This window comes from Rhizobacter sp. P3_C12 (assembly GCF_056402735.1).
Genome location: NZ_JBFUGW010000143.1, coordinates 1 through 16,457, shown reverse-complemented (window position 1 = coordinate 16,457; position 16,457 = coordinate 1). Strand labels below are relative to the sequence as shown.

Here is a 16,457-nt window from a genome sequence, read left to right as displayed (position 1 = left end):
GCGCGGGACTCGGTGCAGGCGACGGCGCCGGCGCCGGGCTGGGTGCAGGGGCCGGAGAGGGCGCAGGAGCCGGGGCCGGGGCCGGCGCAGGAGTTGGCGCCGGAGCGGGTGCAGGCGCCGGCGCTTGCGCATCGGTCGCCAGCAACTGCCAGCGTTGGTTGTCGTTGTTGCCGCAGTCCCATTGCTGGATGCGGCCGCCGGCCACGGTGCTGAAGTCCTTCACGTCGAGGCACTTGCCGGTGTGCTTCGCCGCGATGCGGAAGCTGTCGCCGCCCGGCATCACGCTGAAGCGCTGGTTGGCGCCGGCGCCGTAGCTCCATTGCTGGATCAGCGCGCCGTTGGCGGTCGAGATGTCGCTCACGTCGAGCGCGCGGCCGCTGTTGACGTTGATGAATGCATAGCTGCCGTCGTCGGCCGCGCGCACCTCGAAGCGCTGGCTGGCCGAGGTGCTGCACGCAGCCTGCAGCGTCTTCGCACCATCGGTGGTGGACGCGCCCTCGATGTCCAGGCACAGCTTCGACTGCAGGCCGCGCAGCGTGTACTGGCCGATCGCGAGTGCACCGCGTGCGCTGCCGCCGCGCGGGAACAGCAGGAACTGTTGCGCCGCGTCGGTGCTGCTGCAGCCGGCCTGCTGCAACGCGGCGCCGTCGGCGTTCGAGCGATCGGCGATCGTCACGCACTTGCCGCTGGCCGCGCTGACCCAGCGGAAGCGGTTGCCCTGCACGCGCCACGGGCGAAAGCGCTGCGCGTTGGTGCCGTTGTCGGTCCACTGGTGGATGGCCGCGCCGTCGGCACCCGAGCTGCCCGACAGGTCGAACACCTGGCCGGTGCCGGCGTTCACGAGCTTCACGGTGCCGCCGGCCTGGGTTGTCAAGTCGAAGGCCTGCGTGAGGCCGGTGCCGCAGGTGGCCTGCTGGATGCGGCCGCCATCGGGCGCCGAGGGAACGGCATCGACGCACTTGCCGCTTTGCGCATTGACGAGCACGTAGCGGCCGGGCGCGATCACCGGCGGCGCGTCGCCGACCGCCTCGGCGGTCTCGCGGTTGAGGGCCGCATCGGAGGACGACCCGGCCGACGGGTTGCCGCCGCCGCAGGCGGCCAGCAGCAGCGAAACGGCCAAGGCGGCCGCGGTCGGCGTGGCGTGCAGCGTCGAATGAATGTGGCGCATGGGGATGTCCCTCTCCGATTCTTGTGCGCAGCGGCCGATCGGCCGCGCGTGTGTGAAACCGGTTCCATTCTTCCGCGCCGCCGTCCCGGCAGGCATCGCAATTGGCAAGCGTGTGAAAGCAGGCGTAAGGCAAGAGCGCGCTGGAGCTGCAGCCTCCCTCCCGTTCGGGCTGAGCCTGTCGAAGCCTTGGCACGATGCGCGCAGGCCCTTCGACAGGCTCAGGGCGAACGGCGGCTCCCAGTCCGAACGGGTTCCTTGACAGAGCCAAACTTGAGGTCGCAAATTGCGACCTCAAAAATCAGGGCGCCATCAGGAACCGCTCCACCACCGTCAACTGCTCCGGCACGTTCAACGCCGGCGCATGCCCGCAGCCCGGCACCGTCACCACCTGCGCGCGCGGGCCGCGCTGTCGCATCTGCTCGGCCACCTCGGGCAGCAGCAGGTCGGAGTGCTCGCCGCGCAGGCACAGCACCGGCAGCGTCAGCGTGTCCCACGCGTCCCACAGCCGGTAGTCGTCGTCGTGGTGGGTGAACTGCATCACCATCGCCGGGTCGTAGTGCGGCGTCACGCGGCCGTCGGGCAGGCGGCGCGTCGAGCTCTCGGTCAGGCGCCGCCACTGGCCGTCGCTCAGCCAGCCGTACGGTTGGTAGATCCTGCGGAAGTACTGCTCCAGCTCGCTCACCGTCTCGAAGGCGGCCGGCCGCCCCGCATAACCGCGGATGCGCGCGAGCGCCGGCTCGGCCAGCTCCGGGCCGTTGTCGTTCAGCACCAGCTTGCGGATGCGGCCGCGCAACGGCCCGGCCGCGGCCAGCGTGCCGATCGCGCCGCCCATTGACGTGCCCACCCAATGAAAGTCGTGCAACCCGAGCTGGTCGACCAGCGACACCGCCTGCTGCACGTAGAACGCCAGGCAGTACTCGCGCTCCGGATCGCGGCTCCACTCGCTCAGGCCGCGGCCGAGCGTGTCCGGGCAGATCACCCGGAACCGCTGCGACAGGTGCGCCGCCACCTCGTCCATGTCGCGGCAGGTGCGCGCGAGGCCGTGCCAGGCGATCACCGTCTCGGCACGGCCGGCGCCCCACTCGGTGTAGTGGAGCTCGCGGCCTTCGCAGGCCAGGTAGTGCGACGTGAAGGCCACCGTCTTCCCTAGTTCGGAACGGCAATCGACGTGCCGCTGAAACCGATCTGGTCCGCCATCAGCGGCGCGGCGCTGATCGCCGGCACGTTGCCCGCGGTGATCGCCGGTGCCGCACCCGGCACGCCGCCGCGCGGCGTCGCCCGCACCACCTGGCTGGGCGGCAGCGCGGTGCCGGTCTTCAGGTGCGCGTACATCGCGTCCATCGCCCGGTTGAAGTACACGTGCAGCGGCACGAAGCGCGTGTCGAAGCCGGCGAACGACAGGAAGCCGTCGAAGTGTTGCGCGTTCGTCACCTCGATGTAGCCCAGCTTGCCGGCCGCCTCCACCGTCTTGTTGAACGCGACATAGGCCCGCGCGTTGTTGTTGACCGGCACCAGCGCATCGCTGCGGCCCGCCACCACCAGCGCCGGCTTCGCGCGCAGGTTGCCGTTGACGACCACCTCGGCCATGCCGGCCTGCACCGCCGCCGCCTGCGCCGCGGTCGGGCGCGTCGACGACGCGGTGGCCGTCAGCGCCGCGCCGGTCTCGTCGACGCCGGTCACCAGCGCGCGCTGGCACAGCGCGTTGTCGAGGCCGAAGTCCTGCACGCCGGTCGACACCGAGGTTGCGGCCGACCACAGCTTCGCGCCGCCGACGGAGTCGTTGTAGACCACCGAGGCCGGCGACCCGTTGGCGGTGCCGTTGCCGGTCGCGAAGCTCGGCGCCTTGCTTGCCGCGAGGGCTGCGATCGGGTTGCCGCCGGCGTCCACCTGCGCGAAGCTCGCGTTGCACAGGTTGTCGGTCACCGAGAAGCGGCCGTACATCATCGGGTACATCGCCGACAGGATCGGCCCGTTGCCCAGCGCGTAGTGCGCGTTGTGCATCTGGTCGTTGTCGGCCGTCCAGCCGTAGGCGCGCAGCTTGTCCAATGCATCGGCCGATTGGGCCGCGGTGTCCGCGCCGGTCACCAGGCCCTTGGCTGCCAGGCCCGCGCAGCGCGCCGCGGCCTTGCCGGTCTGCGCGGTCGCCACCAGGTAGTTGAAGGTCGAGGTCTCGGCCATCGCCGCGCCTGCCGCCAGCGCGGCGCAGGGTTGGTAGACGTTGCCGTAGGTCGTGAAGTCGCCCAGCTTCTTGCCGTAGCCCGTGACCGCCGCACCGGCGAACTGCACGCCGTAGCCCGCGGTCGTCGGCAGCTCGGTCACCGGCTCGCCGGCGACCACGCCATCGATCAGGCCCGTGGTGTCGGCCTCGGCCGCACGCAGCACCGCCGCGCCGCCGTTCGACACCGAGCCGGCGATCACGATCGTGTTGGCCGCGGTGAACGGCAGCGGCGCGGCCGCATTGCCGAAGCGGTCGTTCAACGCATACAGCGCATAGGCGGCGGCCACCAGCGTGTCGCTGCCCCAGTCCTTCTCGGCGTTCTGCTGCGAGTGCGCCTGCTTCAGCGACAGCCGGTTCGGGAACAGCGCGTTGTACGTCGCACGAGCAGCGTCCGTCACCGCGGCGGCGAACGAGGCGGCCGCGCCGGCCGCAGCGCGCGTCGCGCGCGTGCCGTCGATGCGGGTCACCGTGTCGTCCGTCATGTCGTACAGCCCCATGCCCTTGCCTGCATCGGTCAGCGCGACCGCGCAGCCGTGCTTCAGGCCCCACTCGGCCGAGGTGGCGATCGCACCATACACACCGCGCGAACCGGACGACGGGCCGAGCACGAGGCAGGGCGCGCTCTGGTTGAAGGTGTCGGGGATCTGCACCGCGATCGCGACCCGCTTGGTGCCGGCTGCGTTGTCCAGCACCGCGACGTACTCGCGGCCCGGGATCAGCCCTTCGCCGGTCGTCGCCTGGCCGCTCACGTCGACGTTCGGGCCGTACAGCGTTCCGTAGCCGCCGCCGGCGCTGATGTCGACCAGGCCGCGGTAGTTGCTGAAGAGGGCGTTGCGGCGCAGCTCGGCGGCGGTCGGGTTCAGCGGATCGGCGTAGGTGGGTGCCGCGCCGCCGAGCCCGGACTTGCCGAGGCCGCCGGTCAGCAGGTCCTGCGTCGCGGCGGTGCTGCCGGCGCCGGTGCTGGTGGCGGGGTAGTCCGTCATCGACTGCTGCGTGACGTTGGCAGGCAGCGTGTTGACGGGCGGTGGCGTGTCGTCGTCGCTGCCGCAGCCGGCGAGGGCGACCGCAGACAGTCCGAGGGCGGCGAGCGTGATCCGGTGCAGGTTCATGGTTATGTCTCCTTCTGGGTGGGATGGTCGTGCCGGCGTGTCCGCATCGCGCGCAGCCGGCCCACGATCCCGTTCGGGAAGTGGTAGACCGACAGCACGAAGAGAACCCCGAGCCACAACAGCCAGCGCTCGGGCGAGATCAGCGTGGAAAGCAGCGGCACGCCGCCGACCAGCGGCGCCGCGAGCGCCATCAGGTTCTGCAGGTAGCTCTGCGCCAGCACGAACAGCAGGCTGCCGACGACCGCGCCGTACACGCTGCCCATGCCGCCGATCACGACGATCAGCAGCACGTCGAGCATGATCTCGAAGCTCAGCGAGGTGTCCGGACCGTTGTAGCGCAGCCAGAGCGCGAGCAGGCAGCCGGCGAGCGTCGCGAACAGCGCCGACAGCACGTTCGACAGCGTGCGGTACACCACCGTGCGGTAGCCGATGGCCTCGGCGCGGAAGTCGTTCTCGCGGATCGCCTGCAGCACGCGGCCGAACGGCGAATTGACGATGCGCAGCATCGCGAGCACCAGCGCGGTGGCGCAGGCGAACAGCAGGTAGTAGGCGGCGCGCCGGTCGCTCAACGCTTCGGGCAGCCGGAAGCTCAGCCCGTCTTCGCCGCCGGTCCACTCCGACAGCTGCGAGGCGAGCGTCAGGAAGGCCGAGGCCACCGCCAGCGTGATCATCGCGAAGAAGATCGCCTTCACGCGCAGGCTGAACAGGCCGATCACGAGCGACAGCACCAGCGACACCGCGAGCGCCGCCGCCACGCCCACCCCGAGCGCGCCCCAGCCCGGCCCGAGCCGCGTGCTGGCGATCGCGATGCCGTAGGCGCCGATGCCGAAGAACATCGTGTGCGCGAAGCTGACGATGCCGGTGTAGCCGAGCAGCAGGTCGAAGCTCGCGACCAGCACGATGAAGACCATCACCTTGGCCGCCACGTTCATCGCCTGCGTGCCGGGGAACACGAAGGGCGTCAGCGCCAGGCCCAGCACGATGGCGGCCAGCAGCAGCGCGAGCACGCGGCTGCGCGGCAGGTCGTGCGACAGCAGGCGATCCAGCAGGCGCGCGCTCATCGCGAACTCACCGGGTACAGCCCGCGCGGGCGCCACAGCAGCACCGCGACCATCAGGCCGATGTTCGAGAACAGCGCGACCTTCGGCCACAGGAAGCCGGTGTAGTTGGCCAGCAGCCCGACCAGCAGCGCGCCGACGAAGCAGCCAAGCGTCGAGCCCAGCCCGCCGATGATGATCACGATGAAGATCAGCACGTTCAGCTGCGCGCCGATCTGCGGTACCACGCCCTGCTGGTACAGCGCCCACAGCGAGCCGCCGAGCCCGGCCAGCGCCGAGCCGGCGACGAACACGCCGACGAACAGCGTGCGCACCGGGTAGCCGAGGCTCTCGACCATCTCGCGGTCCTGCACGCCGGCGCGCACCAGCAGGCCGAGCTTGGTGCGGTTCAGCGTGTAGAGCATCGCGGCCAGCACGACGGCGCCAAGCCCGGTGGCGAGCAGCCGGAATTTCTCGACCGACGCATCGCCGAGCGCCAGCACGCCGCGCAGCGCCTGCGGCAGCGACAGCGGGATCAGCGCCGGGCCCCAGATCGCCTTGATCAGCTCCTCGCCGATGATCATGCCGCCCATCGTGATCAGGATCTGCTTCAGGTGCTGGCCGTAGACCGGGCGCACCAGCACGCGCTCGAAGGCCCAGCCGAGCGCGGCGGCGAGCGCCATCGCGGCCAGCATCGCCGGGAACAGCGCGGCCAGGTTGAGCCACAGGCTGTCGGCGCCGGTCCAGTCGGCCAGGCCGCCGAGCACGCTGGTCGCGATGAAGGCGCCGAACGCGATGAACACGCCGTGGCCGAAGTTCAGCACGTCCATCAGGCCGAACACCAGCGTCAGGCCCGACGCGACGATGAAGACGATCATCCCCATCGCGAGGCCGGCGACGGTCAGCGTGAGCCAGCTCGACGACGAGCCGATCAGCGGCCAGGCCGCGAGCGCGAGCAGCGGCACCAGCGCGATCGGCACGAAGTCGAACGACGAGCGGGGCAGCGTGGTGCTCATGGGTGCACTCCCAGCGACAGGCCGAGCAGACGCTGCTGCAACGCGTCGTCGTCGGCGAGCTCGGCCATTGCGCCGCGGTGCACGATGCGGCCGCCGTCCATCACCGCGACACGGTCGCCGAGCGCGCGCGCCATCGCGAAGTTCTGCTCGACCAGCAGGATCGTCGTGCCCGTTGCCTTCATCTCGCGCAGCGCCGCGACCAGGTTCAGCACGATGGCCGGCGCGAGGCCCTTGCTCGGCTCGTCGATCAGCAGCAGCCGGCGCGGCTCGATCATCGCGCGCGCGATCGCGAGCATCTGCTTCTGCCCGCCCGACAGCGCGCCGGCCGGGTGCAGCCAGAACGTGCGCAGCGCCGGGAACAGGCCGCACAGCCAGTCGAGGCGCTGCGTGTCGATGTCGGCCAGCGAGCGGGCGCCGCGCGCGGCCAGCAGCAGGTTCTCGCGCACCGTCAGGTCGCCGAAGATGCCCATGTTCTCGGGCACGTAGGCGATGCCGCGCTGCGCGATGCGCGGCGTGCCGAGGCGCGTGATGTCGTCGCCGTCGAACGCGACGCGGCCGGCGGACGCCATCCACAGGCCCATGACCGTGCGCAGCGTGGTGGTCTTGCCGGCGCCGTTGCGGCCGAGCAGCATCGTCACCTGCCCGGTCGGCACGTCGAGATCGACGCCCTGCAGCAGGTGGTAGGCGCCGACGTGCGTGTGCACGCCTTCCAGCGTCAGGGCTGCGCTCATGCCGCCAGCCCCAGGTAGGCCTGCTGCACGATTGGCGACGCGATCACGAGCCCGGGCTCGCCGTCGGCGACGAGCTGCCCGTTGTGCAGCACGACGATGCGGTCGGCCAGTTCGCGCACCACGTCCATCTTGTGCTCGACCAGCAGGATCGTGCAGTCGGTGCGCGCCTTCAGCTGGCGGATCAGGTCCAGCACCACCGGCACCTCGTCGACGCTCATGCCGGCGGTCGGCTCGTCGAACATGAAGACGCTCGGCTCCAGCGCCATCAGCATCGCCACCTCCAGCTTGCGCTGGTCGCCATGCGGCAGGCTGCCAGCCGGTTGATCGGCCCGGGCTTCGAGGCGCACCTGCTCGAGCAGCTGCTGCGTGCGCTCGAGCACGCCGCGGTGGTCGCGCCACACCGACCACAGGTTCAGGCCGAGCCGTGCGCGCGATTGCACGACGAGCCGCACGTTCTCGCGCACCGGCAGGCCGGGGAACAACTGCGTCAGCTGGAAGGCCCGGCCGATGCCGCGCCGCGTGCGCGCGGCCGGGCCTTCGGCGGTGATGTCGGTGCCGTGCAGCAGCACGCGGCCGGCACTGGCGCGCAGCTGGCCGGAGATCAGGTTGAACCAGGTCGTCTTGCCGGCGCCGTTCGGCCCGACGATCGCGGTCAGCGTGCCGGGTTCGAAGCTGCAGCTGACGCGATCGACCGCGACGTGGCCGCCGAAGCGGATGGTGAGGTCCTGGGTCTCGAGCATCGCAGCGGTCAGGGGCAGGTGCCGATCACGTAGTAGTTCGTGCCGGTCATCTTCAGCGTCGTCGTGACGAAGAGATTCCACAGCCCCATGTTCTGGTTCGAGCCGTTGGCCAGCGCATAGCCGCCCTGCACGTGCGCGCGGTTGGCCGCGACGTGCGCGTAGTTGCTCGCGGTGGTGCAGGTGGCGGCCGGCGGTGCGCCGGTGGTGGTGCCGGTGGCCGCGCTGGACGACGGCCCTTCAATGCCGCTGCCGTCGACCGCCTTCACCGTCCATGAATAGGTGGTGCCGGCGGCGAGACCGGTGTCGGTGTAGCTCGTCGCGGTGACGAGGCTCGCGTTGACCTGGTTGCCGCCGCGGTACACGTTGTAGCCGCTCGCACCGCTGACGCTGCCCCAGCCGATCACCATGCTGCTCGCCGTGGCGCCCGAGGTGCCGACGCCGGTGGGTGCCGGCAGCCCGGACGGCGCCGAGCCGCTGCCCAGCGTCGTCATCATCGCGCGCACCGCGGCCATCTGCGGGCCGGATTTCTTCGCGTAGTTCGCGTTGTCATACCCCCACCAGTCCCAGCAGCTGTTGGTGGCCTGCGTGCTGGTCTGCGGGTAGAGCACCACGATGCCGTTGGTGTCGGCCCAGCGGTTGTAGCCGGTGTTGCGCACGTACTGCTGGCCGACCAGCGCGGTGTTCTGCTGGCAGCCGTGGAACACCACGTGCAGCTTGCACACGGCACCGGCGCTGCAGCTCTGCGGCACGTAGACCCAGCCGGTGGTGGCCATGCCGTGGCCGGTGATGAAGGCGGTCTGGTCGAACTCGGTGAAGGTGCCCGACAGCGTGCCGTTGTTGCGCGGGTTCAGCGTGCCGTGCAGCTGCTTCAGGATCTCGCCGGCGAGGTCGAAATCGCAGTCGTTGATGTAGGGCGACGCGGTCGTGGCGCAGCTGCTGCCGTAGTCGTCGGTGATCATCGCGTGGCCGGACGCGATGGTGTTCTTGTAGAAGAGGTTGGCCGCCGGCACGAAGCTCTGGTAGTACGTCTTCAGGTCGTTCATCACCGCGGGCTTGACGGTGTTGTCCGAGGTACCGGAGTAGAGGTAGACCTTCGAGTTGGCGAGGTTGGCCACCGGGTCGATCAGGCCGTTCGTGGCCCAGCTGTTGGTGGTGCTGACGAGGCTGCTGACCGGGATGGTGCTCGCGTGCGTCATGCAGCGGCCGGTCGCGTTGACGATCGATCCCTCGGCGCAGTAGTACGGCCCGCCGGCGACGATGCCGGCACCGCGCTTGAAGGTGGCCGAGTAGGCGACGTGCATCTGCACCGCCATGAAGCCGCCGGACGACAGGCCGGACACGCTGACCTCGGCGGGGTCGATCTGCAACTGCGGCAGCGGGGTGGCCTGGCAGGCCGCGGCACAGACGAAGGCGAGCGAGGCCGCAGCCCCGATCCTGGCGAACCGGTTCTTCAACATGGCGTCTCCTGGTTGTGGGGTGGACGTTGCTCAGCGCTTGTTGCGGATCGGCACGTCCATCTCGTCGGGCTTGATCTCGCGCACCAGCTCCGGCACGCCCCAGGCGAACGCCGGGTCGGCCTTGATGCGGAAGTGGTACATGCTCTGCATCGCCTGGTGATCCTCCTTGCGGAACACCATGCGGCCCTTGGGCGTCTCGAAGGCCATGCCTTCCATTGCGGCGATCAGCTTGTCGGCGGCCGTCGCGCCCTGCGTCTTCTTCAGCGCCTCGACGACCGCGATCGCCGCGCTCATGCCGCCGGCGGTGAAGAAATCCGGCGGTGCCTTGAACTGCTTGTAGTGGTTGGCCACCAGCCATTCATTGACCGGGTTCTTCGGGATGCCGAAGTAGTAGTACGTGGCGCCTTCCATGCCGGGGAAGTTCTTGTACGCGGCCATCGCCGGCAGGATGTTGCCGCCGGTCGCGATCTCGATGCCGTGGCGCTTCAGGTCGAGGTCAGCGATCTTGAACGGGTTGCCGGCCCCGGCCCAAAGGATCCAGATGATCTTGCGGCCGGGCTGGTCCTTCAGCTTGTCGATCAAGCGCTGCGCGCCGGCGGTGAAGTCGGTGGTGCTGGTCGGCAGGTACTCGCCGTCGATCAGCCTGGCCTTCTTGATCGACTCCTTGAAGGCCTTCACGCCGTCGCGGCCGAACGCGTAGTCCTGTGCGAGCGTGGTGATCGTGACGCCGGGCTTGTCGAGCGCGACCGCATTGGCGATCGCATCCTGCGAGCTGTTGCGGCCGGTGCGGAAGATGTAGCGGTTCCACTTGTCGCCGGTGATCGAATCGGCCACCGCGGGTTCGACCAGCAGCACCTTCTTGTACTCCTCGGCAACCGGCAGCAGCGCCAGCGCGACGCCCGACGACGACGGGCCGACCGCGATGTCGGCCTTGTCGTCGCCATAGGCCGCCGCGAGCTGGCTCTTGCCGACGTCGGGCTTGCCCTGGTCGTCGCGCTCGATCACCGTGAGCTTGCGGCCGGCCACCGTCATCGTGCCGCCGGTCGCGTAGTCGAGCCCCATCATGAAACCGGTCTGCGTCTGCTTGCCGTAGGCCTCGAGCGGGCCGGTCTTGCTGTAGACGTGGGCGATGCGGATGTCCTGGGTCTGCGCCTGCGCGCCGGTGGCGGCGATCAAGAGGCCGGCCAGGGCAAGGCAGGCCAGCAGCGCCATCGGGCGCTGTCGGGTCGCGGTCATGCTGTCTCCTGTTTTATTGGAATGGTGAAGCGCGTGCACCTGTACAGCGCAAGCGACGTGCCACATCGGGGCCATCGTGCGCCGCGGCGTTCAAGCCCTTGAGCGGCAAGGACTTTGTGCCGGCGTCTTCGGGTTGTCCCGCAGGCCGCGCCAGGCGGGCGTGAACGGAACGCGGACAGTGCGCACTGTCCGGACAGCAGGCAGAGTGGCTAGAACTTGCGCATGACCGCGAGTTGCGGGGAGGCCTCGGTGACCGTGGTGTCGAACGGGTGCGTCAGCATGCGCGACGACTTCAGGATGCGGCTCACGTAGCCCAGCGTCTCGGCATACGGCGGCACGCCGCGGTAGCGGTTCACCGCGCCTTCGCCGGCGTTGTAGGCCGCCGCCACCAGCGTCACGTCGCCACGGTAGTAGGCGAGCAGCCAGCGGATGTAAGCGAGCCCGCCGCGGATGTTCTGCGCCGGGTCGAACGGCCGCTTCACGTTGAAGCGGGCGGCGGTCTCGGGGATCAGCTGCATCAGGCCCTGCGCGTTCTTCGGCGACAGCGCGACCACGTCGAAGTTCGACTCGACCTGGATGAACGCGAGCGCGAGCTGCGGGTCGACGCGGTACTCCGGCGCGATGGTCTTCACCAAGTCGACGATGTACTTCGGGCCGTTGCTGCGCAGTTCGGCGGTAGGCGCGGCGGCCGCGGGCGTGGCCTGCACCGCGGCGGCCACCACCGGCGCGGGCGGGCGCATGCAGTCGGGAATGTCGATGCCGGGCTGGCCGACGCGTTCGAGCATGCGCACCGCCTGAGGCAGGCCCTGCTCGGCAGCGGCGTGGAAGAAGAACGACGCGGTGGCGTCGTTGCGGTCGATGCCGCGGCCGTTCGCGTACATCCACGCGAGGTTGTATTGCGATTCGGCATCGCCCTGGCGGGCGGCCTGGCAGTAGAGCTGCGCGGCGCGTGCCGGATCGCGCGGCACGCCTTCGCCGTTTTCGTAGGCGACGGCTTCGTCACGCGTCAGGCGGACCAGCAGGTCATCTGACGTGGATGCGTCCGGCTGCACCTGCACCTGCGCCTGCGCCTGCGCCGTGGCGGCGAGGCAACAGAGCAGCAGCAGGAGGGTGGACAGGCGCATCGGTCGAGCGAGAGGGAGTGGAGCCGAAACTTAACGGCCCCGCTCCCTGCCCACAACCGCCCAGCCAAGGGGGTGGAGCCCCCAATATCAGCGCACGGTGTAGCCGCGGCCATCCATGCAGGCCGCCACCGCGCGCTGGAAGACGGAGGCATCCGCCATTGCCGCCGGCTGCGTGGTCGCCCAGCGGTTGCATTCCTGGCGGTCCGCCTCGGTCTGCGCCGGGCTCTGTCCGGTGCGCGGGTAGAGGATCGGGTCCGGCTCGGGCTTGGGGGGCGGCGGGAGCGGTGTGGGCTGCGCGGCATCGGCGCCCGGCGGCGGTTCGACCACGGCGTAGCCACCCGGCGCGGTCGCGTAGTAGGCACCGTTGGCGTAGTAGTACGGCGCGCCGCCGATGTAGAGCGTGGTGTAGGCCGGCGGCAGCAGCGGCACGACGATGCCGAACGGCGGCGCGACGACGATGTAGCGCGGGCCCTGCGGGCGGAACCAGACGCCGCCTTGGTAGAAGTAGTTGCCCCCGTGGAACCCGATGCTGATGCTGCCGCCCGGCAACGCCGCGGCGACATACCCGCGCGACGGGTAGTAGTGGTCGTGGTGGTAGCGGTTGTCGAACTGCCAGTGCGGCGAGCGGTAGCCCGGGGCCGGCCCCGGGCGGCCGGGACCGCCGTGGCCGTGGCGCTCCTGGGCGGAAGCCACGCTGGCAAAGGCCGCCAACGCGATGGCGGCGACGGTGAAGGCGAGACGCTGGATGGTGATGCTCATCGAAATCTCCTGGACAGCTTCATCTTTGGATGCCGGCGTGTCGCTTGGATTTCAGGCGTGCAAAGAAACGTGTGGAGCGCCTATGCATGCGCTCGAAGCCTATGGAATCAACCGTCCGTCACTCTTGCTTCCGAGAAGACTCGTCGTCGACTGARGTGATAAGTCCATTGACGAGCACAGCAGCGACAAGGATGGCCGCAAGCATCCAGAAATTCAGCCCGGTGATCCACGCAGCGGCGCCAGCTATCGCCGAGCACACAGCGAGCATCGTCACGAAAATCTTTGGCTTGAACTGCAGCTTCATTTCGAACACTCGCATTGCGCCACGCCCAGACCACCGGCTGCACCCACTCCGCCACCGTAAGCATTCGTGCCGAGATTTGTCTTACCGGCAGACGCGCGCAGTTGAGCATCGGTTTTGCCAGCCGTTCGTATCACGCATGCCGCACGATCAAGAGCACTACAAGAATCACAAGCGCTGCGATGAGAACGAAGATGATCCAGGGCGGCGGCTTCGCACCCTTCTTCGTGAAACCAGTCCCGAATGACGGCATAGAAACTCCCTATTTTGTACAACTACACGCATCTGCCGGCCAAGCGAGCCCCGTCTCCCCCATGTCGGCAGAGTTAGCCACTATGAATTTTTAATTCCAAACCGAAGCTCGCGCAGCCACGAAATTAATGGCCCATTCAACGGTCCATAGAATTAAAATCGGGAGGGATTAACATTATTGACACTCTGCAGAGTCAATTTGAGGGGCGATGCCGCACTTGCCTCGCAGAATGAGTTGCCCTTTCTTTGAGCGCATAGACAGAATTCCATATACAGGCGAGTATGCAAAATCAACCGAAGATTTCTTCCATGTTTGCCGGATCACCCAGTAAGTTACTTCCTTCCCAAGGATCTCAGAAACCCTCTTCTCACGAAGCTCATACGCAGCGCCAAATTGAACCCAATGAGATAATTTCGGAAATGATTTTGGAACGGAGAATGAAAGAACGTCAGATGAGATACAAATGAAATCGCTTCCCAATGGACATCGATGCAGGTCATACCGCAGATCCAGCATGCGCACCTCACGTTCCTCTATGGAAAATACCGCCCCCTGTCCGCCAAATATATTCACATACTCCATTTTTTCCCCCTCGACCGCGACGGCCTCAGAAGCGAAAAAGGCAACCAAGAAACTTAATAGAAATTTCGTTACTCGCATACACACGCATCATCCATGAATTGATTCGCCCACCAATCTGCGTCTTTCTCTATCTTTGCCGTATAGGCATTATCTGAGAAGGCAGAGCCTCCGCCATAAGGATTGACAAGCTTGTTATTTGCGGGCATCAGATGCCGGAACTCATGCGCAAATGTCAGATGAGTCCCCGGGAAGCCTGAGCTAGGGGGATCAAAATACAGCTTACCAAAAATGGATGACTGCGATCCATATTTTGTAGTGGCGTAATTCTCCTTAGCGCGCCGAAGTGGATCATCTATATTCGGATCGATATATATTCTCCACTGATCAAATCTCCTCAGCATCGCACCACCATCCCCTTTACATATCTGAGTTATCTTAGCCCTCATCCAATTATTCGCCTCGAGCAAATCCTTGTATTTTTTTGCCCAAGCAACACCATCTTCGAAGGACTCGGGTCGACCAAATATCTGAGCCAATCCATTTGGGTCGATATATGAAATAGGCATGGACGAGACATAACCATAGGTATTAATTCCGCCAGCCAACCCAATCGGATCACTCTGGGGATAGCCTCCACGGAAGCTGTCATAGTATCGGAAGTAGTTGTACCAGAGCCCGCTCTCCGCATCCACATACTGCCCCGGGAAGCGCAGGTTCTGTGTAAAGCTTCCGAGACCATCTGGATTCGTCTCAGCCGCCGTCGTGCCGAACGGCTCGGCCAGCCAGCGCCAGCGCTTGGCGCCGTTCTGATCCACCACGATGCGCGGCGCGTTCAGGTGATCGGCGTGGATATAGAACACCAGCGGCGCAGCATTCGGACTGCTCGCGTTCGCCGGGTCCGGCATGAACATCGCCACCGGGATGTTGTCCAGCCACACGTATTCGCGCAGCGCCTTGCCGGTCTGGTCGTATTCGCCCAGCAACTGTCCTTCGAGGTCGTACACGAAGATCACCACCTCGCCCGTGCTCGTCACCTTGCGGATGCGGCGGCGCTCGGCGTCGTAGTCGTAGCTGCCGGTCACCCCCGCCTTGGTGATGCTCGCGATCGAGCCGTTCAGGCCGTAGGTTGCCGTGTAGTTCGTGCTGTCGCTGGTCGTGTTACCGGCGTTGTCGTAGCCGAAGCTGCGGGCCGGGTTCGTGATGCTCGTGAGCCGGTTGCTCGTCGCTTCGGTCGTGTAGGTGCTCGGGCTGCCGTTCAGGCTCACGCTCGTGCGGTTGCCGTTCGGGTCGTAGGCGATCGACCAGCTCGATGCCGACGTGATGATGCTGGTCAGCCGGCTGTTCTCGTCGTACGCGAAGCCCTGGTTCAGCGCCGGCTGCGGCGTGCCGTCGCTCGCCAGCAGATGCGTGAAGCCGGTGATGCGATCAGCGGCGTCGTAGCTCACGTCGCGCAGCACGTTGCCCAGCGGGTAGCGCACGATGCGGCCGTTCAGGTCGAACTGCCTCGTGTGATTCACCAGGCCGCTGGCCATGTGCCAGTCCCAGCCGCTCACCGGGCCGAAGGGTTCCCACTTCACGTTGCTGATCAGCGGGACGGGCGTGCTGCCTGCGTTCGCTGAGAGGCTCATGCCGATGAGCTCGCCGACATCGCGTGTGATCACCAGCACCCGGCCCGACGGGTAGGTGATCGTCATCAGGTCGCCGTGCGAGTAGGCGTACTTCACCGTCGTCACGACTGGCACCGTGTTCGCACCCGCCTTGGCGTTCACCGACTGCACGGACTCCGTGATCCGTCCCCGTGGGTCGTACTTGACGCGGGCGAAGCCGCTCGGATGGTCGGTGCGGCTCAGGCGGCCGATGCTATACGTGTAGTCGGGCCCGGTGAGGTCCCAGCTCCACGTGATGGTTTGGTTCGGCTGGCCGCTCTGCGTGTAGACGACGCTGGTCAGCCGCCCTTCGAGGTCGTAGGTGTAGGTCTCGGTGACGCCGCGGCTGTCGGTGCGGGTTTTCAGGCGCCGCGCTGCGTCGTAGGTGATGTTCGTGATGCCGGTATCCGGGCTGATCAACTGCGTCGCATCGCCGAAGCCGTTGCGCGGGTATTGCGTGATCAGGCTGCGCGGGTCGGTGACCTTTGTCGGTCTTCCTCCTCCGTCGTATTCGACCGCGGTCTTGCCGTTCTTCGGATCGGTCAGCTCGTTCACGCGGTACTGCGCGTCGTAGCTCGCCTTGTTCTGCAGGTTCAGGCTGCTCGGGGCCTTGGTCACCTTGGTGGGATTGCCCTCGGCGTCGTACTCATAGGTCGTTATCGGCGTTGGCGACACCGGCGGGGGCGGCACCTGGGCCATCGCCGCGTGGGTCAGCAAGGCCGCTGCAGCGGCGGCGGTCAGGTTGTGCTTCATCGTCTTCTTCATGTTCTCACTCCTTGCCGTTGCTCTGCTGCGCACGGCCCAGTACGTCCATCACCCGTGCCAGGCCACGCTTGAGCGCACCTGCCGGATCCTTCACGTGCTGGTCGGTCTGGTTGCCGGCGTTGTCGAGCACGTAGTCGATGCGGTTGGCCTTGTTGTCGTAGGCTGCCACCCGCCGATGCGCGTCGTCGTAGTCGAAGCCCACCCAGGTGCCGTTGTCGAAGATCACCTTCTTCAACTGACCCGCTGCGTCGTACGCGTACGTCGTCGTCTCGCCACCGACCGTGTTCGTCAGCAGGCGCTGCCGCAGGTCATAGG

The 16,457-nt window shown here is 67.3% G+C and carries 14 protein-coding genes and 1 pseudogene; all 15 read right to left on the bottom strand.

Features of this window, described 5'->3' with window-relative positions; translation table 11 throughout:
• Nucleotides 1–1,168 (bottom strand): RICIN domain-containing protein (locus tag AC1DXV_RS20690; RefSeq protein ID WP_477935296.1); only part of this gene is annotated, 1,168 nt, incomplete at its 3' end.
• Nucleotides 1,169–1,466: 298 nt separating this feature from the next.
• Entirely contained in the window at nt 1,467–2,306 is an 840-nt protein-coding gene (locus tag AC1DXV_RS20685) for an alpha/beta fold hydrolase (RefSeq protein ID WP_477935294.1), read from the bottom strand.
• Nucleotides 2,307–2,314: 8 nt separating this feature from the next.
• Complete coding sequence (locus tag AC1DXV_RS20680) at nt 2,315–4,495, bottom strand: 3-hydroxybutyrate oligomer hydrolase family protein (protein WP_477935293.1); 2,181 nt, start codon at nt 4,493–4,495, stop codon at nt 2,315–2,317.
• Nucleotides 4,496–4,497: 2 nt separating this feature from the next.
• Nucleotides 4,498–5,544, bottom strand: a complete 1,047-nt coding sequence (locus AC1DXV_RS20675; RefSeq protein ID WP_477865534.1) for a branched-chain amino acid ABC transporter permease — start codon at nt 5,542–5,544, stop codon at nt 4,498–4,500.
• An 8-nt stretch (nt 5,545–5,552) separates the two neighbouring features.
• Complete coding sequence (locus AC1DXV_RS20670) at nt 5,553–6,548, bottom strand: branched-chain amino acid ABC transporter permease (RefSeq protein ID WP_477865530.1); 996 nt, start codon at nt 6,546–6,548, stop codon at nt 5,553–5,555.
• Nucleotides 6,545–7,279 carry an ABC transporter ATP-binding protein gene (locus tag AC1DXV_RS20665; RefSeq protein ID WP_477935286.1) on the bottom strand — a complete coding sequence of 245 codons (735 nt, stop codon included), beginning with the start codon at nt 7,277–7,279 and terminating at the stop codon, nt 6,545–6,547. Before AC1DXV_RS20665 ends, AC1DXV_RS20670 begins: the two co-directional genes overlap by 4 nt.
• On the bottom strand, nt 7,276–8,019 hold the full coding sequence (locus tag AC1DXV_RS20660; protein WP_477865528.1) for an ABC transporter ATP-binding protein: 744 nt from the start codon (nt 8,017–8,019) through the stop codon (nt 7,276–7,278). Before AC1DXV_RS20660 ends, AC1DXV_RS20665 begins: the two co-directional genes overlap by 4 nt.
• Before the next feature lie 8 nt (nt 8,020–8,027).
• Complete coding sequence (locus tag AC1DXV_RS20655) at nt 8,028–9,476, bottom strand: extracellular catalytic domain type 2 short-chain-length polyhydroxyalkanoate depolymerase (protein WP_477865527.1); 1,449 nt, start codon at nt 9,474–9,476, stop codon at nt 8,028–8,030.
• Nucleotides 9,477–9,506: 30 nt separating this feature from the next.
• Nucleotides 9,507–10,688, bottom strand: a complete 1,182-nt coding sequence (locus AC1DXV_RS20650) for a substrate-binding domain-containing protein (RefSeq protein WP_477865533.1) — start codon at nt 10,686–10,688, stop codon at nt 9,507–9,509.
• Between the two features lie 233 nt (nt 10,689–10,921).
• Nucleotides 10,922–11,836, bottom strand: a complete 915-nt coding sequence (locus tag AC1DXV_RS20645; protein WP_477865526.1) for a lytic transglycosylase domain-containing protein — start codon at nt 11,834–11,836, stop codon at nt 10,922–10,924.
• A gap of 87 nt (nt 11,837–11,923) precedes the next feature.
• Nucleotides 11,924–12,595, bottom strand: a complete 672-nt coding sequence (locus AC1DXV_RS20640) for a DUF6515 family protein (protein ID WP_477935279.1) — start codon at nt 12,593–12,595, stop codon at nt 11,924–11,926.
• 118 nt (nt 12,596–12,713) lie between these two features.
• Entirely contained in the window at nt 12,714–12,899 is a 186-nt protein-coding gene (locus AC1DXV_RS20635) for a hypothetical protein (RefSeq protein ID WP_477865524.1), read from the bottom strand.
• Between the two features lie 424 nt (nt 12,900–13,323).
• Nucleotides 13,324–13,809, bottom strand: coding sequence for a hypothetical protein (locus AC1DXV_RS20630; protein ID WP_477935277.1), 486 nt, complete (start codon nt 13,807–13,809; stop codon nt 13,324–13,326).
• Entirely contained in the window at nt 13,800–16,142 is a 2,343-nt protein-coding gene (locus tag AC1DXV_RS20625) for an RHS repeat domain-containing protein (RefSeq protein ID WP_477935275.1), read from the bottom strand. The genes AC1DXV_RS20630 and AC1DXV_RS20625 overlap by 10 nt, the downstream gene beginning before the upstream one ends.
• Before the next feature lie 4 nt (nt 16,143–16,146).
• Nucleotides 16,147–16,457: pseudogene (locus tag AC1DXV_RS20620) on the bottom strand (RHS repeat domain-containing protein); the annotation flags it as partial.